At 73.6% G+C, this 22,037-nt stretch carries 19 protein-coding genes; 11 read left to right on the forward strand and 8 right to left on the reverse strand.

Annotated elements, in window-relative coordinates:
• Positions 1 to 112 precede the first annotated feature (112 nt).
• Both ACWERV_RS26890 and ACWERV_RS26895 read right to left on the reverse strand, forming a co-directional pair.
• A complete protein-coding gene (locus ACWERV_RS26890) occupies positions 113 to 1,681 on the reverse strand; it encodes an alkaline phosphatase family protein (RefSeq protein ID WP_398183679.1) in 1,569 nt (522 codons plus the stop codon).
• A 77-nt stretch (positions 1,682 to 1,758) separates the two neighbouring features.
• Positions 1,759 to 5,142 (reverse strand): NHL domain-containing protein, encoded by a 3,384-nt coding sequence (locus ACWERV_RS26895; RefSeq protein WP_452937648.1) that lies wholly within the window; start codon positions 5,140 to 5,142, stop codon positions 1,759 to 1,761.
• 755 nt (positions 5,143 to 5,897) lie between these two features.
• Between ACWERV_RS26895 and ACWERV_RS26900 the strand changes: the two genes are divergently transcribed.
• Together ACWERV_RS26900 and ACWERV_RS26905 are read left to right on the forward strand one after the other, a co-directional pair.
• The gene (locus tag ACWERV_RS26900) at positions 5,898 to 6,773 is read left to right on the forward strand and encodes an SCO6745 family protein (protein WP_452937651.1); all 876 of its coding nucleotides are present in this window, start codon (positions 5,898 to 5,900) and stop codon (positions 6,771 to 6,773) included.
• Positions 6,774 to 6,947: 174 nt separating this feature from the next.
• Positions 6,948 to 7,511 (forward strand): RICIN domain-containing protein, encoded by a 564-nt coding sequence (locus tag ACWERV_RS26905; protein WP_452937654.1) that lies wholly within the window; start codon positions 6,948 to 6,950, stop codon positions 7,509 to 7,511.
• A 41-nt stretch (positions 7,512 to 7,552) separates the two neighbouring features.
• On the opposite strand, the gene ACWERV_RS26910 is transcribed toward ACWERV_RS26905, so the two are convergent.
• The gene (locus ACWERV_RS26910) at positions 7,553 to 9,559 is read right to left on the reverse strand and encodes a TerD family protein (protein WP_452937656.1); all 2,007 of its coding nucleotides are present in this window, start codon (positions 9,557 to 9,559) and stop codon (positions 7,553 to 7,555) included.
• A gap of 151 nt (positions 9,560 to 9,710) precedes the next feature.
• Here ACWERV_RS26910 and ACWERV_RS26915 point away from each other — a divergent pair, with 151 nt between their 5' ends.
• On the forward strand, positions 9,711 to 10,037 hold the full coding sequence (locus ACWERV_RS26915) for a YkvA family protein (RefSeq protein ID WP_452937659.1): 327 nt from the start codon (positions 9,711 to 9,713) through the stop codon (positions 10,035 to 10,037).
• A 40-nt stretch (positions 10,038 to 10,077) separates the two neighbouring features.
• Here the strand turns inward: ACWERV_RS26915 and ACWERV_RS26920 are convergent, their stop codons facing one another.
• A complete protein-coding gene (locus tag ACWERV_RS26920; RefSeq protein ID WP_452937662.1) occupies positions 10,078 to 11,109 on the reverse strand; it encodes a YihY/virulence factor BrkB family protein in 1,032 nt (343 codons plus the stop codon).
• 293 nt (positions 11,110 to 11,402) lie between these two features.
• On the opposite strand from ACWERV_RS26920, the gene ACWERV_RS26925 reads away from it, so the two are divergent.
• Positions 11,403 to 11,531: a hypothetical protein gene (locus ACWERV_RS26925; RefSeq protein WP_398183696.1), complete on the forward strand. Its 129-nt coding sequence runs from the start codon at positions 11,403 to 11,405 to the stop codon at positions 11,529 to 11,531.
• Between the two features lie 84 nt (positions 11,532 to 11,615).
• Here the strand turns inward: ACWERV_RS26925 and ACWERV_RS26930 are convergent, their stop codons facing one another.
• Complete coding sequence (locus ACWERV_RS26930) at positions 11,616 to 11,894, reverse strand: GlsB/YeaQ/YmgE family stress response membrane protein (protein WP_398183699.1); 279 nt, start codon at positions 11,892 to 11,894, stop codon at positions 11,616 to 11,618.
• Between the two features lie 204 nt (positions 11,895 to 12,098).
• Between ACWERV_RS26930 and ACWERV_RS26935 the strand changes: the two genes are divergently transcribed.
• The 4 genes from ACWERV_RS26935 (at position 12,099) to ACWERV_RS26950 (ending at position 15,149) form a co-directional block, all read left to right on the forward strand.
• On the forward strand, positions 12,099 to 12,797 hold the full coding sequence (locus tag ACWERV_RS26935) for a DUF4230 domain-containing protein (RefSeq protein ID WP_452937665.1): 699 nt from the start codon (positions 12,099 to 12,101) through the stop codon (positions 12,795 to 12,797).
• A gap of 132 nt (positions 12,798 to 12,929) precedes the next feature.
• Entirely contained in the window at positions 12,930 to 13,277 is a 348-nt protein-coding gene (locus tag ACWERV_RS26940; protein ID WP_398183704.1) for an STAS domain-containing protein, read from the forward strand.
• 97 nt (positions 13,278 to 13,374) lie between these two features.
• Complete coding sequence (locus ACWERV_RS26945; protein WP_452937668.1) at positions 13,375 to 14,190, forward strand: MEDS domain-containing protein; 816 nt, start codon at positions 13,375 to 13,377, stop codon at positions 14,188 to 14,190.
• On the forward strand, positions 14,187 to 15,149 hold the full coding sequence (locus ACWERV_RS26950) for an anti-sigma factor RsbA family regulatory protein (protein WP_452937671.1): 963 nt from the start codon (positions 14,187 to 14,189) through the stop codon (positions 15,147 to 15,149). Before ACWERV_RS26945 ends, ACWERV_RS26950 begins: the two co-directional genes overlap by 4 nt.
• A gap of 24 nt (positions 15,150 to 15,173) precedes the next feature.
• Here the strand turns inward: ACWERV_RS26950 and ACWERV_RS26955 are convergent, their stop codons facing one another.
• Both ACWERV_RS26955 and ACWERV_RS26960 read right to left on the reverse strand, forming a co-directional pair.
• Complete coding sequence (locus ACWERV_RS26955; protein ID WP_452937673.1) at positions 15,174 to 15,509, reverse strand: STAS domain-containing protein; 336 nt, start codon at positions 15,507 to 15,509, stop codon at positions 15,174 to 15,176.
• Positions 15,506 to 19,666: a SpoIIE family protein phosphatase gene (locus ACWERV_RS26960; RefSeq protein ID WP_452937676.1), complete on the reverse strand. Its 4,161-nt coding sequence runs from the start codon at positions 19,664 to 19,666 to the stop codon at positions 15,506 to 15,508. The genes ACWERV_RS26955 and ACWERV_RS26960 overlap by 4 nt, the downstream gene beginning before the upstream one ends.
• A 126-nt stretch (positions 19,667 to 19,792) precedes the next feature.
• Between ACWERV_RS26960 and ACWERV_RS26965 the strand changes: the two genes are divergently transcribed.
• The gene (locus ACWERV_RS26965; protein ID WP_452937679.1) at positions 19,793 to 20,152 is read left to right on the forward strand and encodes an STAS domain-containing protein; all 360 of its coding nucleotides are present in this window, start codon (positions 19,793 to 19,795) and stop codon (positions 20,150 to 20,152) included.
• A 53-nt stretch (positions 20,153 to 20,205) separates the two neighbouring features.
• On the opposite strand, the gene ACWERV_RS26970 is transcribed toward ACWERV_RS26965, so the two are convergent.
• A complete protein-coding gene (locus tag ACWERV_RS26970) occupies positions 20,206 to 20,613 on the reverse strand; it encodes an ATP-binding protein (protein ID WP_452937682.1) in 408 nt (135 codons plus the stop codon).
• A 200-nt stretch (positions 20,614 to 20,813) separates the two neighbouring features.
• Here ACWERV_RS26970 and ACWERV_RS26975 point away from each other — a divergent pair, with 200 nt between their 5' ends.
• Together ACWERV_RS26975 and ACWERV_RS26980 are read left to right on the forward strand one after the other, a co-directional pair.
• The gene (locus ACWERV_RS26975; RefSeq protein WP_452937683.1) at positions 20,814 to 21,659 is read left to right on the forward strand and encodes an STAS domain-containing protein; all 846 of its coding nucleotides are present in this window, start codon (positions 20,814 to 20,816) and stop codon (positions 21,657 to 21,659) included.
• Entirely contained in the window at positions 21,656 to 22,033 is a 378-nt protein-coding gene (locus ACWERV_RS26980) for an STAS domain-containing protein (RefSeq protein WP_452937685.1), read from the forward strand. Before ACWERV_RS26975 ends, ACWERV_RS26980 begins: the two co-directional genes overlap by 4 nt.
• Positions 22,034 to 22,037 lie beyond the last annotated feature (4 nt).

A 22,037-nucleotide genomic window follows, 5' to 3' on the forward strand; every position in this document is an offset into this window, starting at 1 on the left:
GCGGCAAGGACTTCACCACGGTCACCTCGTACGACGACGAGACGACCGAGATGACGTACACGTGCACCGTGGAATCACGGGCCCGCCACCGGGCGGCCGCCGTCGCGCAGTGTCAGTGCCGCTGGTGGGGCATCTCCTGGGTCGCGCCGGGCACCTGCGGCATGGGCTGGGTCGCGGCCTCGGCCTGCGCGTTGACGTTGGCGAGCCGGGCCTCCTCGTGGAACTCCGGGTCCGACGGCGCCGGCTTGGCACCATGGCGGAAGACTCCGGTGAGGTCGCTGAAGGTCTTCCGGCGCCACCGCGTGATGGCGTCGAAGGTCACCGCGCCCTTGCCCGACAGGCCGCCCGCCGCGGTGACCGACTCGATGAGCCGCAGCGGCGAGGTGTGGTCGGAGATCTCGGAGAAGACGTGGCCGCCGACCGTCCACGGGGACACCACGAGGCACGGCACGCGGAACCCCGCGCCGACCGGCAGACCGCCGCCCGGGGTGCCCTTGGGCGACGGGAGGCTCACGTACTCCTCGGGGTACGCCTTGCGGTCCGGGACCGGCGGCGGGACGTGGTCGAAGAAGCCGTCGTTCTCGTCGTAGTTGATGACGAAGACGGTCGAGTTCCACAGCTCCTCGTTCGCCGCGAGGGCCTCCAGCTTGGAGGCGAGGAAGTACGCGCCCGCGGCGGGGGTGTTCGGCGGGTGCTCGTCGGAGGCGTAGGGGCCGTCCGGGAAGAGCCACGTCACGTCGGCGAGGGTGCCGTTGGCGCAGTCCTCCTCGAAGCCGAGGTAGGGCGTGCTCGCCATGGTCGGGTTGAGCGGGTCGCCCACGCCGCCGGGCGTGCCGTCGCCGAACAGGGTGCCGTTGAGCCGTATCCGATTGTACAGCTCGGCCGGGACGAGGCCCGGCTCCTTGAAGTTGGCCCACCAGCTGAAGTAGTTGTAGCTGCCGGAGCTGGTGTACGTCTTGACGGTGTACCCGGCGTCGAAGAGCACCTCGGCCGCCGACTTCCAGGCCAGCGTGTTGGGCTGCACCGTCTCCAGGATCGGGCCGCCCTGCTTGCCCTGCGGGTCGTTGGTGCCCGACATCCACACCGCCCGGTTGGGGTAGGTGGGGCCGAGCACCGAGCAGAAGTAGTGGTCGAGCAGGGTGAAGTTCTCGGCGAGCGCCCAGTGGAAGGGGATGTCCTCCTTCTTCAGGTAGCCCATCGTGTAGGAGCCCTTCACGTCGCCGTCCGAGGCGAGGTGGGAGACCAGCCAGCCGTCCATCGCGCCCTCGTTCCAGGCGGCGTGCTGGTCGCGCCAGTCGTGCGAGAGGGACGGCACGGCGGCCGCGCCGGTCTTGACGGTGTCCATGTGGAAGGGCTCCAGCCACCCGTCGGGGTTGGCCGGGTCGGGCTGCTTGAAGACGGAGTTGCCGTTCGGCAGCTTCATCGCCTTCTTGTCGCTGAAGCCGCGGGCGCCGGGGAAGGTGCCGAAGTAGTGGTCGAACGACCGGTTCTCCTGCATGACGTACACGACGTGTTTGATCTGCGAGAGGTCGAAGCTGCGCCGGTCGGCGGACGCGGCGCGGGCCAGCTGGGCGGGCAGCACGCCGGACATCCCGGCGGCGGCGGCGATCGAGGCCGCCCCGGCGATGAAGGCGCGCCGCGAGGTGCCGCGGCTGCTCGGGTCGGTGCTGTTGTCGGACATGCGGGTGTCTTTCCTCGTCACGGAGTCGGGGTCGGGTCGGTCCGGGGGCCGGGAGCCGGGGATGCTTCCCGGCCGCCTCAGCGGGCGACGCCCAGGACCTCGGCGATGGCGCTGTTGGTGGTGTCGGCGATGTACAGGACGCCGGTCGACCGGTCGACCGCGACGGCGTACGGGGTGTTGAGGTGCGAGGCGGCCGGGGCCTGGCCGCTGCTCTCGCCGCCCGCGGCGGGCGCCGCGGCGTTGACGACGGTGGTGATGATGCCGTCGGGGGTGACCTCGCGGATCGCGTTGTTGAAGGTGTCGGCGATGAAGAGGTCGCCCGCGCTGTCGACGGCCACGCCCTGCGGGACGTTGAGCTGGGCCTTGACGGCGGGGCCGCCGTCGCCGGACCAGCCGCCGCGGCCGTCGTTCTCGGCCTTGTCCTTGGCGTAGTTGCCCGCGACCGTCGTGATGGTGCCGCGCTTGGCGTCGACCTTGCGGACGACGTTGTTGGACGCGTCGGCGATGTAGACGTCGCCGTGGCCGTCGACGGCCACGCCGGTGGGCATGCTCAGCTTCGCCTTGTGGGCGGCGCCGCCGTCACCGGCGTACCCGGCCTTGCCGCTGCCGGCGAAGGCGGTGATCTTCCCGTTCGGCAGGAGCTTCAGGACGCGGTTGTCGAAGGTGTCGGCGATGTAGACGCTGCCGTCCGCGCCGACCGCTACCGCCTGGGGGTGGTTGAGCGAGGTGCGGGTGGCGGCCCGCTGCTCCTGGCCGGAGAGGTCGGAGCCGGCGCCGCCGGCCTTCCCGGTGCCCGCGACGCGGTGGATGACCCCGTCGGGGGTGATCTCGCGGATCACGTTGTCGGCGCTGTCGGCGATGTACAGGTCGCCCTTGGCGTCCACGGCGGTGCCGCCGGGCTGGTAGAGCGTGGCGGCGGTGGCCGGACCGCCGTCGCCGGCCAGGCCGGAGCCCTCCAGCGAGCCCGCGACGACCGTGCTCCGGCCGTTCGACAGGGCGGCGATGACGTTGTCACCGGTGTTGGAGGCGTAGACGACGCCCTTGTCCGCGGAGACCCCGGCTGGGCGGTAGAGGCCGCCGGCGGGCGGCAGCGGCAGGCCCGTGGTCGGGTCGATGCGGACCTCGCCGCCGCCCGTGGCGTCGTAGGGCAGGGTCTGCAGGATCGGGCCGGTCGGCTTGGTGCTGTCGCCGATGACCAGGCTGAGGTCGTCCGCCTCGCCGTTGTTGTCGGCGCCGGTGTTCACCGCGGTCATGGTGATCTTCACGATCACCTTGGCGGCACCGGTGGGGACGGTCCCGTACCAGGCCTGCGGAACAAGGCTGGAGACTGCGGCCCGCTGGTTGGCCTTGACCGGGCCGATGCTCGCGACGGTGAGCGTCTTGCCGCCGCCGTCCTGGAAGTCGGCGGTCACCACGGCGTTGTCGTTCTGCGTGGCGTAGCCGCCGAGCAGGCCGGAGAGCTTGAAGGACCTGCCCTCGACGTCACCGAGCGGGCCGAGGTCGATCGGCTGGGTCTGGGTGGTGGCGACACCCGCGATCGCGTTCTGCGGGTCGTGGCCGCCCCAGAAGACGCGGGTGCTGGTGCGGGCGGGCGGGTAGCTGGACGGGGCCTGCGCGTAGGACTCGGCGACGGCCCGGGGCGCGGGCAGCGGGGAGGCGCTGGCCCAGCAGTCCGGTACGGCCACCGACGCGTCACCGGGGGCGCCGAACCACACGTCGGAGGTGTAGTTCTCCGCGCCCGGGTTGGACACCAGGTTCTGGTCCAGGGCCGGAACCGCCGGGTCGGGGCAGTTCGGGACGCCGCCGTGGGTGCCGGTGGTGAGGTCGTAGTTCTGCGCGTGGGTGCCGGACGCGGTGGGGTCGATGACGAAGCCGAGGTCGTCGGCGATGCCGTTGCTGTCGTTGCCGGACGAGATCGCCGTCGCGGAGATCGTGACGACGACCTTGACGGTGCCCTGGGGCAGGGTGCCGAGCGTCTGGGTGGGCAGCATGCCGCTGTCGGCCGGGGTGCCGCCCTTCGCCGCGAGGTAGTCGGCGGCCGCGACCCGCTCGGTCTCGGTGATCGGCCCGATCTGCGCCTGGGCCAAGGTGGTGCCCGCCGCGTCCTGGAAGGCGGCCTGGACCTGGGCGAAGTCGCCCTGCGTCGAGTAGCCGCCGAGCTGGCCGGAGAGCGCGAAGGGGTGGCCGCCGGCGTCCAGGCCGCTGACGTCGATGGTCTGGCTGGCCGTGGTCGTCACGCCCTGGACGTCGTTGCGGAAGCCCGGGGCCGGGGTGAAGCCGGGGTTCGCGGCCGGGGTCGCGCTGGAGTTGTTCCCGCCGAAGAAGTACCGGGAGCCCTCCAGGCCCGGGTACGGGCCCTTCTGCGTCCTGGACTCCACGACCGCGTCGGGCGCCGGCAGGTCGCCGTGGCTGATCCAGCACGCCGGCACGTCGAGGGTCGCGTTCGCCTGGCCGGGGTTGGTGACGCCGCCGCCGGTGCCGTACGGGTAGGCGACCGTGTCGTGGTCCTCCGCGCCCGGGTTGGAGATCAGGTTCTTGCCCGCGCCGATCGCGGCGGGGTGCGGGCAGGTGGCCGTCCGGTCGTAGTCCTGACCGGCCGGTGCGACCGCTTTGTCACCGACGACGAGGCTGAGGTTGTCGGCGTTGGCGTCGTTGTGCCCGGCGCCGCCCATGGTGAAGGTCAAGGTGACGACGACCCGGGTCGCGCCGTCGGGCACGGTCCCGTAGTGGCTGCGCGGCAGCATGCTGGAGGTGTCGCCGCGGTCGGCCGCCATCACCGGGCCCAGCGTGGTGACCGCGGGGCGGGAGGTGCCGTCGTCGACCGGGTTGCCCTCGGAGTCCTCCCAGGTCGCGCTGACGGAGGTGGCGTCGTCCTGGTTGGCGTAACCGCCCAGGCTCGCTTCGAGCGCGAAGTGCTTGCCGGCGACGTCACCGAGCGGGGCGAGGTCGATCGTCTGGGTCGCGGTGGTGACCGTCCCGGCGGGCGCCTTGTCGTTGGCGCTCTTGCCGCCGTAGAAGTTCTGGGCGCCGGCCTTGCCGGGGTAGGAGGCGGCGGCGACGCTGGCGATCTCGTTCGCCGCGTCGGTGCCGGCGATGGTGGAGGTGAGCGACCAGCAGTCGGGCAGGAGTACCGCGTCGGGGTCCGTGACCCCGCTGCCGGCGGTGGTGCCCGCGCCGCCCGGCAGCGCCCCGCGCGTGGTCGCGTACTCCGCGCCCGGGTTGGAGATCAGGTTGGCGTCCAGCGCGACGTTCGCGAGCCCCGTGGTCGCGGAGCAGTACGCGCCGCCCGTGAGGTCGTACGCCTGCGGCGCCGCCGTGAACGGGATCGCCCCCGTCGCGGCGCCTGCCGACGGCAGCCCGACGATCGCGAGCCCCGCGGCGACCACCGCGACGGCGGCCTTCCGCTGCGCCCGTCCGCCCCACCGGCGTCCGCGCCATCTGACCAGCCCGTTCAACGCCACCGTGCCGCCTTCCGCTCGCAAGAGTGCTCCACCGGTGAACCGGCAAACGGCGAGCAGCACCGGAGGTCCCGGGTGCGCTCGCCTGTGCGTACGTTCGGCGTCCCGGGTGAACGAGCGTCAAACACCTGCCGATCAGCGTGTGTTGGATCAGCGAACGGTTCCGCCGGGGGAACGCCGCGCCGGCCGTGTGACCACGGACGACGTACGAACGCGGCCGGATCCGCCGCCGTCCGCCGGCGACAGCGGATGATCATGCGGTGACCGCGGGCCACAGCGTAGACCGGGCCCGCGGCGGCGGCACCGTCCCGAACCGCGCGCCGCGCCGCGAGATCACGCGGTTCGCCCAGCCCCTTGGATACCGGGTTGCGGCCCCGGCGCCGCCTCTGCTGGCATCCGCGCATGCGCATCACCTCGGAAACGGTGGAAGGCGGCGTCCGCGAACAGCTCTTCGCCGTCGGGGAGATCCCCGGGGCGCTGTGGACGCCCGTCACGGGCGCCGGCGACCGGCCGCAACACCCCGAGGTCGAGCGGCTGGTCGCGATCATCCAGGGACGGGAGGCGGCCGGCGAGCCCGTCGGCCCGGAGTGGCGCGCCCTTCGAAATCGACAGCTGCGTCCGCTTCTTCGCCCGCCACCTCGGCCCCGCGCCCGGCCCTTCCGGGGACGCCTTCTGACCCGCCTCCGGAAGGGGCGGGACGGCGACCGCCCGGCGGCGGGCCCTCCTCGCGCCGATCGGCGGCTTGTAGGCTGATCCGCATGACGGACCCCCGGGCCGGACGCCGGTGCCACAATCCTCTCAACGCCCTGCACTCCGCGGTGTACTTCTCGCCGGAGTTCGACGCGGAGATGGAGGCCCTCGGGCTCGCCAGGGCGCCCGGGGCCTACTTCAGCGCCGCGGGGTACTTCGGTGCCCGGTCCGCGGCGATGGGCGCCGTCGGGCCCGGTACGGTGACGGCGACCTTCTTCAACTTCAGCCATGCGCTGATCGCCCGGCACGTACCCGCGGTCTGGGATGTCGCCACGCCCGAGCAGCTGCTCGCGGCCCGGCTGCGGGCCGCCGACAGGCTGCTGCGGCGGCTGCTGGGCGACGCGGTGGTGGAATCCGCGGTGACGGCCGAGGCGGCCGAGCTGGCCCGGCGGGCCGCGGCGGGCTGCGAGCGGGCGGGCCGTCCGCTGGGCGCCGCGGAGGCGGACCGGCCCGCGGCGACACAGCCGCACCTGGCGCTGTGGCAGGCGGCGACGGTCCTGCGCGAGTACCGCGGGGACGGCCATATCGCCCTGCTCACCCGCGCGGGCCTGGACGGGCTGGAGGCGCTGGTCTCCCACACCGCCTCCGGGCGCGGCTTCACCCCGGTCTTCGCGCGGGCGACCCGCGGCTGGAGCGAGCAGGAGTGGGCGGCGGCCGAGGACCGGCTGCGGGACAGGGGCCTGCTGGACGCGGACGGTGATCCGACCGAGGCCGGGACGGCGCTGCGCGCGGACCTGGAGCGCGAGACGGACCGGCTGGCCGCCGCGCCCTACGACCGCCTGGGGGCGGACGGGGTCGCCCGCCTCACCGACCTCGCGGGCGGGCTGGCCGCGACGGCGCTGGGCAACGGGGCGTTCCCGGACGGGATCTTCGGCAGGGGCTGAACGGCGCGCGGGTACCGGCGCCGGGTGAGCGCGGCGGACCCTGCCGCCCACGCCCTGCGGCCAACCGGGCTATGTGCGGTGCATTCGTTTTCGAAAGTCACCTGTTGCCCGACTTCGTACCGTAATACTCCTCCTGTCTTTCTCATCTGCACGACGGAGCAGGAGGCACACCGCGTGAAGACCCTCAGGAATCTGGCGGCGGGGGCGGGCGCCCTGGCGGTGACCGCCGGGGTGGCGTTCGGGACGCAGGGGGCGGCCGCGGCCGACCACCCCGCGGGCCCGGCGCCGAAGGCGATCGTGGCCCAGCAGTTCACGCTGCGGCTGGCCGCGAACCCCGGCGAGGTCGCGAACGTCCGCGGGGCGGGCAGCTCGGACGGCGTGCCGGTCATCCAGTACCCGCTGACCAACGGGGCGAACGAGCGCTGGCAGCTGGACGCCGCCGGGGGCGGCTTCTACACGATCAGGTCCGTCAGCAGCGGCAAGTGCGTCAACGTCACCGGGGGCGGCACCGCCAACGGCACCGAGGTCATCCAGTACACGTGCGGAACCGCCCCCAACGAACTGTGGCGGTTCGTGCCCGCGGGCATCGGCTACCAGATCGTCGACAAGTCGGCCAACAAGTGCCTGAACGTCGCCGGCGGCCTCGGGATCGGCCACCTGCTGATCCAGTACGACTGCACGGTCCCGGGCTCGCCCAACGACGTCTGGCTGCCCGTCTGGGAGCCCAACGAACGCTGACCGGCCGCCGGGCCCCCGCCGGGGCCCGGCCGCGTACCCGCTCAGCCCCTCGGTTCGAGGGTCCACCGGCCGCCGCACCGGAACTGCACATAGCCGCTCGGCAGCCGCTGGAGTCCGGCGGAGGTGCTGATCCGGCGCACCGGTTCCAGCCGGTCGTCCAGCTCCCACAGCACCGGCAGGTCGAGCGTGCCGCCCGGCTCGTAGGCGACCATCACCTCGGCGGCGGGCCCGGTGTTGCGGACGACCGCGTAGCCCTGGCCCTCGGCGCCCTTGCCGATCTCCGGCACAGTGGCCAGGGAGGCCGTCTCCAGCCGCCACCCGGTACGGTCGCCCGCGCTGACCTGGACGTAGCAGTGGCCCGCCGCCGACACCCACAGCGGGCCGGTCACCGGGCGCCGCCGGCCCGCGGTGTCGGCGGAGATCGCCGAGCGGCCGCCGGCCTGGAAGGTGCGGGTGAGCAGGTTGCCGTCGTCACGCGTGGTGCGCCGCAGCCCGAGCAGCGCGGGTGGGCCGTCGTACCGCAGGACGGTGCTGCCGGTGCCCTCCACGGGGCCGGTGAGCGCCGGGACCTGTTCGGCCGGCAGCAGCCGCAGGCTCCACCCGCGCACGCCGTCCAGCCGCAGCCGCACCTCGCTCTCGCCCTTGCGGAAGAGCAGGGTACGGCCGTGGTCGCCGTGCTGGGAGCCGCTGAGGAAGTCCTCCTCGTCGTCGTACTCGTCGAGCAGCTTCACCTGGTGGCCGAAGACCGTGTCCTCGCTGGTGACCGCGTACTCCAGCAGCGCGGGCCGCCCCGGGGAGGGGTTGGCCAGGGTCACGGTCCCGGCGCCGCGTCCGGTCCAAAGGCCGGCGCTCTGCCGCGCGGGCCCGTCGTGGCCGGGCAGCGGCCGGGCGGCGAGCTGCCAGGGGCCGTCGGCCTCGACCACGAGCAGCAGCGGGCCGTCGGTCAGCGGCGCGGTCTGCCGCAGCCGGCCGGTGTCGTTGACCAGCAGGTCGTAGGCGTCCGGGTCGTCGAGCGACGAGGCCTCGTGGGAGGTCACCCCGAAGTAGCCCTCGCCGTCCTCGTCGCCCGCGTACTCCACGTCGAGATCGGCGGCGCCGCCCTCGTACACCACGACCTCGGGGCCGTTGCCGTGCAACGGGGCGGCGCCGAGGCGGCGCGCGGCCGACAGCGGCTGCACGAGCACCGTCCAGCCGTTGTCGCTCTCCACGCGCAGCCGCAGCGGGCGGTCCTGCGGGACGCGGACCAGGGCGCGGCCGCGGAAGTCGCGCGCGGTGGTGTTGAAGAGCAGATCGCCGTTCTGGTTGCGCCGGTCGAGGGTGTGGGCGCCGAAGTAGCCCTCGCCCTCGTGCCAGGCCTCGACGATCACCGGCCCCGCGGGCAGGGGGACGTCCACCGAGACCACACCGTTGCCGCGCCCGCGCCGGACGTAGGGCTCGAACCCGGGCCCGAAGGAGTACGGGAGGGCGTCCCGCACGGCGGCGGCGGGCGCGGGGGAAGAGGCGGGCGCGGGAGCGTCCTCGGGTGCGTCGACGGCGATGCCGAAGTCCGTGGCCAGCCCGGCGAGTCCGGACGCGTACCCCTGCCCGATCGCCCGGAACTTCCACTGCCCGCCGCGCCGGTAGAACTCGCCGAGCACGAACGCCGTCTCGCTCGACGCGTCGCCGACCTCGTAGTGGGCGACGACGGCGCCGTCCGCCGCCAGCGCCTGCACGTACAGCCCGGGGACCTGCCCGAACACCCCGCCGTCGCACGAGCCCGCTATCAGCACCCGCTGCACACCGGGTTCGACGCGCGGCAGGTCCACCTCCAGCCACTCGGCGAGGATGCCGCCGCCCTCGGCCGTTCCGGCGTGCCGTACCGCCCCCGAGGGATGCGCGGGCTGGTTGTAGAAGACGAGGTCCGCGTCGCCCCGGACCTTGCCGTCCGCGCCGAGCAGCAGCGCGGAGGCGTCCACCACCGGGGCGCCCGCGACCTGCCGCCGGCACACGGCGACCCGCAGAGCGGCTTCCGGGACGGGGGTGTTGGCGCCCTTGCTGAGGTGTGTCATGGCGATCATGGTGACACCCCCGCCCGCCGGCTCCTCGCGCAGGGGGCACGGCGACCTGCCGTTTCCCGCCGGGCGACCGCGGCGGCCCGCTCGACTCCCCAGGCGCGTCGGGCGGTATCCGGGGAAGACGCAGAGCACGGAGGTGATGCGGATGGACGGCAGGGAGCGTCTGCTGCTCTGGCTGGCGGCAGTCCTCGCCGTGGTCTGCCTGGTGATCGCGCTGAGGCTGCTGATCAGGCTGATCCGGACGTGGCGGCTGCTGAAGGCCTCGGGGGTGCCCCTACCCCACAAGGCGATGTTCTGGGCGTCGGTGGCCTATCTCGTCTGCCCGGTGGACCTGCTGCCCGACCCGGTCTACCTCGACGACATCGGTGTCCTGCTGCTGGCCCTGCGCTCCCTGAACGCGGCCGCGCGCCGCTACGGGGTACGGCCCGCGCGCGACGGCGGGTCAAGCGCCCCGCAGGGCAAGGACGGGTGAGGGCGGTGGTCCCCGGCGGTGCGGCCGCGCCGCGCGCGGGTCAGCGCGCGGCGCGTCCGGACCGCCGTGCGCGGCCGGGCGGCGGGGCGGCGGCCGGCGGTTCGGCGGGCGTGCCCGGCGCGGGCGGACGGCCCGCGTCGTCGCCCTCCCGTTCCGGGACGGCGGATGTCCGAGACACCAGGACGGCGTTGTAGTGCGCGCCGACGAGCAGCGCGAGGTTGGTGAACCACAGCCACACCAGGAAGGCCACGGCGCCGGAGAGCTGGCCGTACAGCCGGTCGTACGTGCCCAGGCGGGTGGTGTACGTCGCGAAGCCGGCCGAGCTGAGCAGCCACAGGGCGATGGCCACGCCGCCGCCCGGCGCGGTCGTCCGCAGCCCGCGCGTGGCGGGCGGCCCGGAGCGGAAGAGGATCAGTACCGTCACGGCGGCCACGGCGACCAGGCCGGGCCAGCGCAGCCCGCGCCACGCCGAGACCAGCGAGCTGCCGATGTGCAGCACGTCGCCGGTCCTGCGGGCGAGTTCACCGCTGACGACCACGCAGATGGTGCTGCACACCATCAGGACCAGCAGCATCAGCGCGGTGACGACGACGAGCGGCGTGGTGCGCCACGCGGGGCGGTGGTCCGCCACACCGTGGATGTGGTGCAGGGCGCGCCGGAAGACCGCCGCGTAACTGCACGCCGCCCAGGCGGCCGCCGCCCCGCTGACGGCGGCCAGTGACGTGGTCGCCGAGGCGTCCTCGGCCAGGTGCCGCAGCGTGTCGGCGACCAGCGGGCGTGACGCGCCGGGCATGAGGGCCTCCAGCCCGCCCGGCACGCCGCTGCCGTCGGGGTTCCCGGTGAGCCCGACCAGCGACAGGGTCATCAGCAGCGCGGGGAACAGCGCCAGCACCGTGTAGTAGGTGAGCGCGGCGGCCCGTTCGGTCGCGTCCTTGTCCCAGGCCGCCGCGAGGGCGCGCGCGAGGGTCCCGAGGACGGCGAACACCCGGCCCGCCCGTCGTGTCCGCCGCCGGTCCTTGCCTGCCGGTCTCTCCCGGCCGCCGTCGGACGGCGTGCCCCCGCCACCGGACATGTGCTCTCCCTGTCGCCGACGTTCCCTTGCCGCGGTCCACCGGACGGGCGCCCGGACCGGCCGCTTCGTCCATGGCGGCCGCTTTCCCCCGCCGCGCGCTCGCACGCCCGTGAACCGCCGCCACGATCACGGCGACCTGCGGCGCGGACGGCCGGAGCCGGTCGTACCGCGGGCCGGGCTGGAAACGCGTTCCGGGGGTAGAAGCCGACCGGACGGCGTCATGTCCGTACGCACTCGGGGCCGTTCGCGGCGCCGAGGCCGGCGTCCGGTCCCCGAAGGCACGGGAGGTCAGGATGCAGCATCGAATGGAGATGGTCGGTCAGGGGTGGGCCCCCGGGAGCCCGCTGTGGGATTTCGTCACCGTGCTGGTGATCGCCTTCTCCCTCGCGACCATTGTCAGGCTGCTGCGCAACAAGCAGTAGCGCGGGCCGCGCGCCCGCCGAACGAGGCCCCGCCGTACGAGTCCTCCTCGTACGGCGGGGCCTCGGCCACCGGCGTGACGCACCTCAGAAGCGGTGGTGGTGCCGGTGGCCGCGGCCCGCGTACAGCGGGGTGATGAGGCCGATCAGGACCGCCGCCGCGCCGATCTGGAGCGCGTGCCGGATCCAGTCGACGCCGTTGGTGTCGGCGACACCGAAGGCGGAGGCCAGGCCGTTGCCCAGCAGTCCGCCGATGATGCCGAGGACGACGGTCAGCCACAGCGGGATGGGCTGGCGGCCCGGCAGGACGAGCTTGGCGAGCAGGCCGATGATCAGACCGGCGATGATGGCCCAAAGAATAGTCATGACACTCCCAACCTTTCCGGTCAATTGGCTCAGGTGGACACCCAACGTCCGCTTGCCCGCTGCGACTCAGGTCACTCCTGGCAACTTTCGGCCGGGGGTCGTGGCCGGGCCGCGCGGCAGGAGAAGACGCCGCGGCGGAGTTCCAGGGACTTCCCGGTCATCTTCGGGTGCTCGGCGGGCACACGACAGATCAGGAGGTATGTCATGAACACCGAAGCCGCGGTAAGCCGCACCCCTTGGTGGGCGCGAGTCGTCGTCGCACTGGCGGCGCTGATGGTGCTGGTCCTCTTACTCGGCGGACTGCATCTGCTGCCGGGACTGCCCAACCCGTTCGCCGAACGGACCAACGACCGCAGCGGGCCCGTCCTGCTGAAGTCGATCCAGGACATGAACCGCTACGAGGGGGCGAGCGGCAACTTCGAGGTCGTCGTGGACCTCCAGAAGGACGCCAAGTACCTGCCGGACATCGTGCACGGCGAGCGGACCCTGTACGTGGGCGCGGGCAGCGTGGACGCGTACGTGGACCTCGGCTCGCTCAAGTCCGACGCCGTGACGGTCAGCGACGACCGCAAGTCCGCGACGATCCGGCTGCCGCACGCGGCGCTGGAGCGGACGAACCTCGACCCCGAGCACTCCTACGTCGTCTCGCAGAAACGCGGGCTGTTCGACCGCGTCGGCGACTTCTTCGGCAGCGACACCGGCAACGCGCAGAAGCTCAGCGTCCTGGCCGCGCAGAAGATCCAGGACGCGGCCAAGAAGACGGAGCTGACGGCGCGGGCCGAGACCAACACCCGGTCCATGCTCCAGGGCATGCTCACGTCCGTCGGCTTCACCCGCGTCACCGTCAGTTTCGGTCCGCCGCCGACGCCTTCGAGCCCGGCGACGCCCTCACCGTCCTCCTGACCCTCCCGGGCGGCGGCCGGCCGGGACACCGGCGGAGTGGCGTACCGGGCCTCCGGCCTGGCACTCTCTGCTGAACGTTCGCGGCCGGCCCGCCGCGACCGGGCGGACCGGTCAGGAGAGGAGGCGGCGTCGGTGGAGGGCGAGGACGTGGCAGCCGGCGTCTACTACTCCGAGCAGTTCGGACAGGTATGGATGATCGCCTTGCAGGGTGACTTCGACATGGACCGGCTGGGCGTCGTGCAGGAGGTCACCGCGCGGGTGCTGGACACCTTCCACGGCCCGGTCGTGTTCGACCTCGCGCTGGTCTCCTTCTGCGACTCGGCGCTGCTCAACCATCTCGTCCGCACCGCGGCCCGGCGGCCGACCGCCCTGGTCCACGTCAGCACCGCGGTGACGCGCCTGCTGGAGCTCACCGGGGCCGGGGCGGTGTTCGCCGCCTACGAGGACGTGATCGCCCCGACGTCCGACCCCGAGCCGTAACCCGGCCCCGGCCGCCGGGGTGCCGGTTACCCACCGGCGGCGCGGGGTGAAAGACTGCTCCGAGGAGACGCGCCAGGGTTCGAGCCGGGAGGGTTGTGTGAGGATCGCTCGCAGCGTGGCGAGCCTCGGCCCGGTGGACATCGGCGACCACGTCTGCTGGGTGGTGCCGCGGCCCGGTGACCTGCGGCGCGCCGCGCGAGGGTATCTGTCGGACGGCAGGAACCTCGGCGACAAGATCATGGTCGTGGGGCCGTCGGCACCCGGGTGGCGGGACTTCCGCGCCCCGCACGGGCTGCTGGTGGACCCCGCCGCGGACGGCGGAGGCGTACGCTGGGATGTGGACGCACTGGTGAAACTGGTGCGGCAGGAGGCGGAGACGGCTGACCGCCAGGGCTTCAGGGCCCTGCGGGTGCTGGCACAGATGGACCGCATCTGGCCTGCCGACATCACTGCCGAGCAGGTGGCCGACCACGAGTTGCGGCTGGATGCCCTCACCGGGGCGACGGCGGCGATGGTCGTCTGCGCCTATGCGAGTCCTGGATTTGCACCCAAGGTGCTGGAACAGGCGGCGAGCGTGCATCCCCATTTCGCGGGCGCCCCCGCGCAGGCGCCCTCCTTCCACATGTTCAGCCAGACGGCCGACTGCTGGAGCGTCAGCGGCGTGGTCGACGCGGACGGCGCGGGCGCCTTCCGCGTCGCGGTCACCGGACTGCTGCGGACGCTGGCCACGCTGCGGCTGCGCTGCGACGGTCTGCAGCTGATGGACGCGGTGGGCATGCAGACGCTCGCCGAGGCGGCCGCCGCCCTCCCCGGCCGCAAGATCGTGCTCGAACGCGCCAACCCCACCGTACGAAGGTGCTGGGAGTTGCTCGGCTACGACGATCCCGCCGTCCCCGCGGAGCTGGTGCCGTGACGACGCCGCTGACCGCCGGGCCGGACGACGCCGCGTCGCCCGCCTTCCGCCACGAGCTCTACGCGTACAAGGGCGACTCCGGGTTCCTCCAGGGCGCGGTGTCCTTCGTCCAGGACGCGCTGGCCGCCGACGAGACGGTCCTCATCGCGGTGGGCGACGACAAACGGCGCATGCTGCGCGACGCCCTCGACGGCGACAGCGCGGGGCGCCAGGTGTCCTTCGTGGACACCGGCGCGCTGGGCCGCAACCCGGCACGCCTCATCCCCGCCTGGCACGATTGGATCGCCAAGAGCGTCGGCGCCGGGCTGCCGGTGCGCGGGATCAGCGAGTCGCCCTGGGACGGGGCCACCCCGGCCGAGCGCGGCGAGCTGCGCTACCACGAGTGGCTGCTGAACCTGACCTTCGCGACCTCTCCGGCGTGGTGGCTGCTGTGCCCCTACGACGTCACGACGGTCGAGAGCGCCGTCCTGGACTCCGCACGCCTGTGCCACCCCTTCCAGCTCGCCGACGGCACGCACGGCCGGAACCCCGCCTTCTCCGACGAGCCCTTCCGCTTCGACGACCTGGCCCCCGCCTGCGGCCCCGACCGGGGCCTGGCCTACGGGGCGGGCGATCTCGCGAAGGTGCGCGGCGCGGTGGCGGAGTGCGCGGCGAGCCACGGCCTGGACGGCCCGCGACTGCAGGAACTGCTGGTCGCCGCGACGGAGGTGGCCGCCAACACCATCCGGCACGGAGGCGGCACCGGCACCCTGCGCACCTGGACGGAGGGCGACCTGCTGCTCTGCGAGTTCCACGACACGGGGTACATCAGCGACCCCCTGGTGGGCCGCTCGCGGCCGAGCCCGGCCCAGAGCGGGGGCCGCGGCCTGTGGCTGGTCCACCAGCTCTGCGACCTGGTGCAGATCCGCTCGACCCCGGAGCACGGCACGACCGTCCGGCTGACCATGGCGCTGTACTAGGGCCTGTCCGGACGGGCCGCGGCCTCAGCCGGCGGCGCCGTCCCCCGTCCCTTTCGGCGGTTCGAGGCCGTGCACCGTCGTCAGTTCGGTGAGGCCGCAGATGGTCAGCACCGGGCCGAGCAGCGAGGCGGCGACGATCTCGATGCGGTGGGCCCGGACGAGGAGTTCGTTGAGCCCGGCGCTGTCGAGGTACTCCACCGCGCTCAGGTCGACGACCAGCGGCCCGGGACCGTGCCCGAGAGCCCGGTCGGCGGCCGCTGCCAGCTCGGCGCAGTTGCTCAGGTCCACCTCGCCCGCGGCGCGGAGCACGACGGCGCCGTCCTGGCGCTTGCTGTAGGTGAGGGTCAAAGGCGTGGTCATCGGCTGATCCTCGTGTGCAGGGCGACGGTGGTGCCGCCGGCGTCCGACGTGACGGTGACGTTCTGCATCAGCGCCCGCATGAGCGTGAACCCGCGGCCGCGGTCCGTGCCGGGATCGGGGCGTGGCGTGCGCCATCCCCCGGTGTCGGAAACCGTCAGGTGCATGTCGTCCGCCCGCGCCTCCGCCCGCAGCCGGACGGTGTCCCCGGGGCTGTCGCGGTGCCCGTGCTCCACGGCGTTGGCGCACGCCTCGCCGACGGCGACCAGGACGTTCTGCACCGTCTGCGGCGGCAGCGCGCACTGGTTCAGCCAGTTGCGCAGGGCCCGGCGCACCGGTGCGAGCTGCGCCGCCTCAGCCGGGAAGGCCACGTTCAGCGGCGCCGGGTGCCGGTAGAGCAGCAGTGCGACGTCGTCGTCGTACCCGCCGGGCGGGGCCATCCGGTCCATGAGGCGGGCCGCGAGGTCCTCGACGCCGATGTGCCGCCCGTCGCGCACCGCCGACCCCGCCCGGTCGATGCCCTCGGTCAGCGGGCAGCGGCGGCGCTCGACCAGGCCGTCGGTGTACAGCAGGAGGGTCGCGTGCGGCGGCACCCGGTCGTACGCGCAGGGGCGGGAGTCGGCGGGACGCACCGCCAGCGGGAGGGAGCGCCCCTCGTCGAGCAGCCGGACACCGCCGTCGGGGTGCACCAGCACGCCCGGCGGGTGGCCCGCGCTGGAGTAGGCCAGCCGGCCGCTCGCGGGGTCGAGGACGCCGCAGAAGACGGTGGTGCACATCGCCCCCGGGAGGTCGGCGGCGAAGCGGTCGAGCGCGAGCAGCACCCGGTCGGGGCGTGGGTCCTGGAGCAGCAGCGCGCGGCACGCGCTGCGCAGCTGGCCCATGACCGCCGCGGCCTGCAGGCCGCGGCCGACGCAGTCCCCGACGACGATGCCGATACGCCCGTCGGCCAGCGCGACGGTGTCGTACCAGTCGCCGCCCACTTCCAGCGGGCGGGCGGCCGGCTCGTACCGCACGGCGAAGCCCTCCGGCAGTTCGGACGGCCCCAGGATGGCGCGCTGGAGCGCCAGGGCCGTCTCCCGCTGCTGGTCGATCTGGTGGGCGCGGGACAGGCCCTGCGCCAGGTGCCCGGCCAGCAGCGACAGCAAGGTGACGTCCTGCTCGGTGAACGGCCGGTGCTCGCCGAGGTCGAGCCACAGCACCAGCGGGCCCCGCGGGTGCTCCAGGCGGACGCCGACGCCTCCGCCCCGGGCCGACGGGGTCAGCGACGGGCCGTCCCGCAGGGCGCAGAGGGTGGCCTGCTGCTCGGCCGCGAGGGTGTCCCAGTCCGGGGCCGTGCCGATCGCCGCCGTGACGGGCCTGCCTCCGCCGGGGAAGAGCACGGCCAGCCCGCGGCTGGCCTGCCACAGGCCGGCCAGCTCCTTGAGCGCGCCGTCCAGCGACTCCGCCGTGCTGCCGGCCCTCGACAGTCCCACCGTCAGCGCCGCGACCGCCGTCTCGCGCCGGATGGCGTACCGCTCGGCGGTGACGTCGCGGAAGGTGCCGACCAGCACCCGGTCGCCGCTGTCCGGGTCCTGGACCCGGGCGAGGCTCGCCGACACCCACAGCCGGCGCCCGTCGCGGTGGCGCAGGGGCAGGACGCGGTTGCCGCCCGCCCCGTCCGCGGCCGCGGTGAAGGCACGGGCGACCGCCCGGTGGCCCTCGGGGTCCGTAGCGGCGTCCGGCCACCAGGGCGGCTCCTGGGCGTACGGCAGGTGCTCGGGCCCGTATCCGAGCACGTCCGCGAAGGCGGGGTTGACCTCGATCACGGCGCCGTCCCGGTCGCACACGAAGAAGGCGTCCTGCATCGAGTCGGTCAGCGCGGTGCGCCAGCGGGCGTGCCGGGTGCGCAGCCGGGCGAGTTCGACGTTCGCCCGCACCCGGGCCAGGAAGTCGACGGCGGAGAACGGCTTGACGAGGTAGTCGTCGGCCCCGGCCTCCAGGCCTTCGACGGACGCCTCCTGACCGGCCCGCGCGGACAGCAGCAGGACGGGGACGCCCGAGGTGCGCGGCCCGGCGCGCAGCTTCGCCACCATCCGCAGCCCGTCCATGACCGGCATCATCACGTCGGCGACCAGCAGGTCGGGCGCCCGGGAGCGGACCTCCTCCAGCGCGGCCCGGCCGTCGGCGACCGTGCGGACCCGGTGTCCGGCGCCCCGCAGCAGCCGGGCGAGGTACTCGCGCATGTCGGCGTTGTCGTCGGCCACCACGACGTCGACGGGTCCGCCGCGCACCATGTGGCCGGGCGGCGGCACCGGCCCGGCGGGCTCGGCGGCCGCCTCCGGGGCGGGCAGCCAGCGCAGGGCCTCCTGCACGTAGGGTTCGGCGGCGGACCCGACCGCGGACCCGTCGCCGTCCCCGGCCACCGCGTCCGCCGGCAGGTGCGCGTGCCCGTAGGGCAGCCGGACGGTGAAGGTGGTGCCCTCGCCCTCCCGGCTGGTGGCGCCGATCGTGCCGCCGTGCAGCGTGACCACCTCCCGGACCAGGGCCAGTCCGATTCCGCTGCCCTCGTTGGAGCGCGAGCGGACGTTCTCCATGCGGTGGAAGCGCTCGAAGAGCCGGGGGATCTCCCGTTCGGGCAGTCCGATGCCCGTGTCGGCGACGGTGACCACCGCCTCGCCGTCCCCGTCCCGCACGGTGAGCCGGATCCCCCCGTCGAAGGTGAACTTCAGCGCGTTGCTGAGCAGGTTGAGGATCACCTTCTCCCACATGGCGCGGTCCAGGAAGACCGGTTCGGGCAGCGTGCGGCAGTCCACCTCGAAGGACAGTCCGGCCCGCTCGACGGCCGACCGGAAGACGCTGGCCAGCTCGGCGGTGAGCGCGGCCAGGTCGGCGCCCTCGTAGCGGGCCTGCAGACGTCCCGCCTCGATGCGGGAGAAGTCCAGCAGGGTGTTGACGAGTTTGCCCAGCCGCATCCCGTTGCGGTGGATCACCTCGACCTCTTCGCGCACCTGCGGGGCGGCGTCCGCCAGCCGGGCGCGCAGTTCCTCGGCGGGTCCCATGATCAGGGCCAGCGGGGTACGGAACTCATGGCTGACGTTGGAGAAGAAGGCGGTCTTGGCGCGGTCAAGCTCGGCCAGTTCCTCGGCACGACGTGCCTGCTCCCGGTAGCTGCGGGCGCTTCCGATGACGGCCGCCAGATGGGACGCGACCAGTTCCACGAAGCCGCGGGTGGCCTCGTCCGGCGGCCGGTAGCGGTTCAGCCCGGCGACCAGGAAGCCGTAGGGCCCGCCGCCCTGCCGGAGCAGCGGCACGACCAGCGCCCGGTCGGGCGGGGACGGCCAGCCGCCGGTCGGCAGGTCCGCGAAGGCCGGCCCGTCCAGGGTCACGACCGCGGCGCGCGAGGCCGCGGGCTCGGCGGCCGGCCACCCGGCCTCCGGGTCGGCGGCGCCGCCCGGCAGCCGGGCGGGCGCGGCCGGGTGCCCGGCGGCTATGCCGGTCGTACCGGCCAGCCGGGCGCCGCCGTCCTCGTCGAACAGGTAGGTCAGGGTGAAGGGCAGGTCGCGGGTGTTGCGCGCGAGCTGCCGGGCGGCGAAGGCGAGCGCCTGCTCCTCGGTGCGCGCCACGCTGGGGTCGGATCCCAGGTCCCGCAGGGTGGCCATGCGGCGCTCGGCGATGACCCGGTCGGTGTCCTCCCGCACCACGCACAGCATGCCGACGACCGCGTCGCCCTCGCGCAACGGGCTGTAGGAGAAGGTGTGGTAGGTCTCCTCGGGGTAACCGGAGCGTTCCAGCAGGAGCAGCAGCGCCTCGTCCCAGGTGGCCTCCCCGGTGCTGAGGACGCTGTGGACGCGGATGCCGATGTCGTCCCAGATCTCCGCCCACACCTCGCTCGCCGGACGCCCCAGTGCCCAGGGGTACTTGCGGCCGAGGGTGTCGCGGCGGTAGGCGGCGTTGCAGAAGAAGGTCAGTTCCGGCCCCCACGCCATCCACATCGGGAAGCGCGAGGACAGCAGGATGTCGATTGCGGTACGCAGACTCTGACCCCAGGTCCGCGGCGGTCCCAGCGGTGTCGACTCCCAGTCGACGGCGGCGAGGTCCCGTTGGATCTCGTCGTCCCCGGCGAACACCCCGCCCCGGCCGCGGTCCGGCCGCCCGTCCTCGGCTTCCTCCTGTGCTGCCATGTCCGCTCCTCTCCCGGCTCGTCTCGCCTACGATGTGTCTCTGCCCGCTGATCGGAAACCAAACGGACCGCCCGCGGGACGCGTGAACGGCGGCGTACGGGACAGCAGTCGCCAGGAGGAGGAAACGTGAGCGATCCCGATCCTGATCCCGTCCTGACCGTCACCGCGTCGCCGCACCCCGCGGGGCCCGTCCTGATCACCGTCGCCGGCGAGCTGGACTTCTCCAACGCCGCCGACCTCCGTGACGTGATCAGCGGCACGGACTTCACACCCGCGGGCGTGGTGATCGATCTCACCGGCGTCCAGTACTGCGACTCGACGGGCATCACCGTGCTCGTCACCGCCTCCCAGCAGGCCGGGAAGGCGGGCTCGCCGCTCGCGCTGGCGGGGCTCGGTGACAGCCTCCGGCGGGTCTTCGCCATCGCCGGGCTGTACGAGGTCTTCTCCTCCTACTCCACCGTGGACGAGGCCGTGCAGGCCCTCTGAGCAGACCCTCCGGGCAGGCCCTTCGACCCGCCGGACCGCCCGCCGCGCGGCCGTCAGGCCACCGGGAGCACGACCCGGATCCGCTTGCCGCCTGCCACGTCCTCCACGTGCACCGAGGTGGCGAGCCGCAGCACGATCGGCCAGCCGAACCCACCGGCCCGGGAGGCGTCGTCACCGGGCGACCGGCGGGCCCGCGGCCGCTGCGGGCTGGTGTCCTCGACCTCCAGCCACAGGCCGGACCCGTCGGGCGTGAGGCCCGCCCGGAGTGCGGCGAGGCCTCCCGCGTGCCGCAGCGCGTTGCTCACCAGCTCGGACACGACCAGCTCGGCGTCGCCTCTGGCGCGCGCGGTGCAGCCGGGGACGCCGTCCAGGACCTGGGCCACGGTCCGGCGGGCCGCTGCCGCGGGGTGCTCGGACGCGCTGACCGGCGTCCCGGCGAGGGGAATGCTGTGAGCTGACATGTGCGGGCCCCCATCGGGTCGGTGCGACGGACGGTGGCGGGTTCGGCTCCGTTCGTACGGCCCCTGTCGTCGGGGGGCCATGAATGGTCCACTTCCCTGTGCTGTGCCTCGTTACACGGAGCCGTTCCCCGGCCCCGCCGAAAGGCGGCAGAACGTGCCGTAGTCTCGCTTCGGACGAGGCGATCAGAAAGAGGTGCGCGATGGCGCAGGACAGGTCGGACCGGCTGCTGGATCTCCTGACAGACGGGCAGGGCGACTTCGTGGACCGGTGGATACGCACCGTGACGTCGTCGCTGGCCGGCCGGCTCACGCCCGCGGAGGTCCAGCAGGACCTGACCGAGCTGTACGCGGCGCTGCTCGGCGCCTTGCGGAACGGCGGCTCGGCCACCAGGAGCGAGGAGTACGGGGAGGTGCGCAGCCTGCTGAGCGAGCTGTCGCGCAACCGTGCCCGCCAGGGCTTCAGCCCGACGGAGACGGCGATCAGCCTCTTCGCGCTCAAGGAGGTGCTGGAGCCGGCGCTCGCCGAGACCGGCGACCTGGACGCGTACCTGCAGTTCTCGCGGATGCTCGACGATCTCGGGCTCTACACCATCGAGGTGCACGCCAAGGCGCGCGAGGAGATCATCGCCGCCCAGGCCGAGCAGCTGCTGGAGCTGTCCACGCCGGTGGTCAAGCTCTGGGACGGCATCGTGGGTGTCCCGCTGGTCGGGACGCTGGACTCGGCCCGCACCCAGGTGGTGATGGAGAAGCTGCTCCAGTCGCTGCTCGACCAGAACGCCACGCACGCCATCGTCGACATCACCGGTGTCCCCTCGGTGGACACCCAGGTCGCCCAGCACCTGCTCAAGACCGTGGTGGCCGCCCGCATGATGGGCGCGGAATGCACGATATCCGGCATACGCCCGCAGATCGCCCAGACCATCGTGGCGCTGGGGATCGAGTTCGGCGACATCACCACCAAGGCGACACTCGCCGACGCGCTGCGGCACGCGCTGCACAGCATCGACCGGGCCGCGCCCGCGGCCGTGATCGGCGGCCAGGCGTGAGCGACCGGGTACCGGTACTCAAGATCGGTGACGTCCTGCTGGTCTCCATCCAGGTCGATCTGGAGGACCAGATGGTCATGGACCTCCAGGAGGACCTGTCGCAGCGGATCGTCGACACCGGGGCCCACGGTGTGGTCATCGACATCTCGGCGCTGGAGATCGTGGACTCCTTCGTCGGCAGGATGCTGGCCACCATCGCGGCCATCTCCCGGGTCCTCGGCGCGGACACGGTGGTCGTGGGCATGCGGCCCGCGGTCGCCATGACGCTGGTCGAACTGGGCCTGTCCCTGGGCGGGGTGCGCACCGCGCTGAACCTCGAACAGGGCATCGGCGCGCTGCGCCGGGCCCGGGACCAGGGTTCGGTAGGCCGGTGACGTC

It is taken from the genome of Streptomyces sp. NPDC004031 (genome assembly GCF_053604375.1).

Bases quoted from the DNA above. Each gene is read 5' to 3' on its own strand.
- ACWERV_RS26900 (WP_452937651.1), top strand. From the start codon at position 5,898: ATGACGGACCCCCGGGCCGGACGCCGGTGCCACAATCCTCTCAACGCC.
- ACWERV_RS26890 (WP_398183679.1), bottom strand. From the start codon at position 1,681: ATGTCCGACAACAGCACCGACCCGAGCAGCCGCGGCACCTCGCGGCGC.
- ACWERV_RS26960 (WP_452937676.1), bottom strand. From the start codon at position 19,666: ATGGCAGCACAGGAGGAAGCCGAGGACGGGCGGCCGGACCGCGGCCGG.
- ACWERV_RS26955 (WP_452937673.1), bottom strand. From the start codon at position 15,509: ATGACCACGCCTTTGACCCTCACCTACAGCAAGCGCCAGGACGGCGCC.
- ACWERV_RS26910 (WP_452937656.1), bottom strand. From the start codon at position 9,559: ATGACACACCTCAGCAAGGGCGCCAACACCCCCGTCCCGGAAGCCGCT.
- ACWERV_RS26925 (WP_398183696.1), top strand. From the start codon at position 11,403: ATGCAGCATCGAATGGAGATGGTCGGTCAGGGGTGGGCCCCCGGGAGC.
- ACWERV_RS26915 (WP_452937659.1), top strand. From the start codon at position 9,711: ATGGACGGCAGGGAGCGTCTGCTGCTCTGGCTGGCGGCAGTCCTCGCC.
- ACWERV_RS26975 (WP_452937683.1), top strand. From the start codon at position 20,814: ATGGCGCAGGACAGGTCGGACCGGCTGCTGGATCTCCTGACAGACGGG.
- ACWERV_RS26935 (WP_452937665.1), top strand. From the start codon at position 12,099: ATGAACACCGAAGCCGCGGTAAGCCGCACCCCTTGGTGGGCGCGAGTC.
- ACWERV_RS26920 (WP_452937662.1), bottom strand. From the start codon at position 11,109: ATGTCCGGTGGCGGGGGCACGCCGTCCGACGGCGGCCGGGAGAGACCG.
- ACWERV_RS26970 (WP_452937682.1), bottom strand. From the start codon at position 20,613: ATGTCAGCTCACAGCATTCCCCTCGCCGGGACGCCGGTCAGCGCGTCC.
- ACWERV_RS26930 (WP_398183699.1), bottom strand. From the start codon at position 11,894: ATGACTATTCTTTGGGCCATCATCGCCGGTCTGATCATCGGCCTGCTC.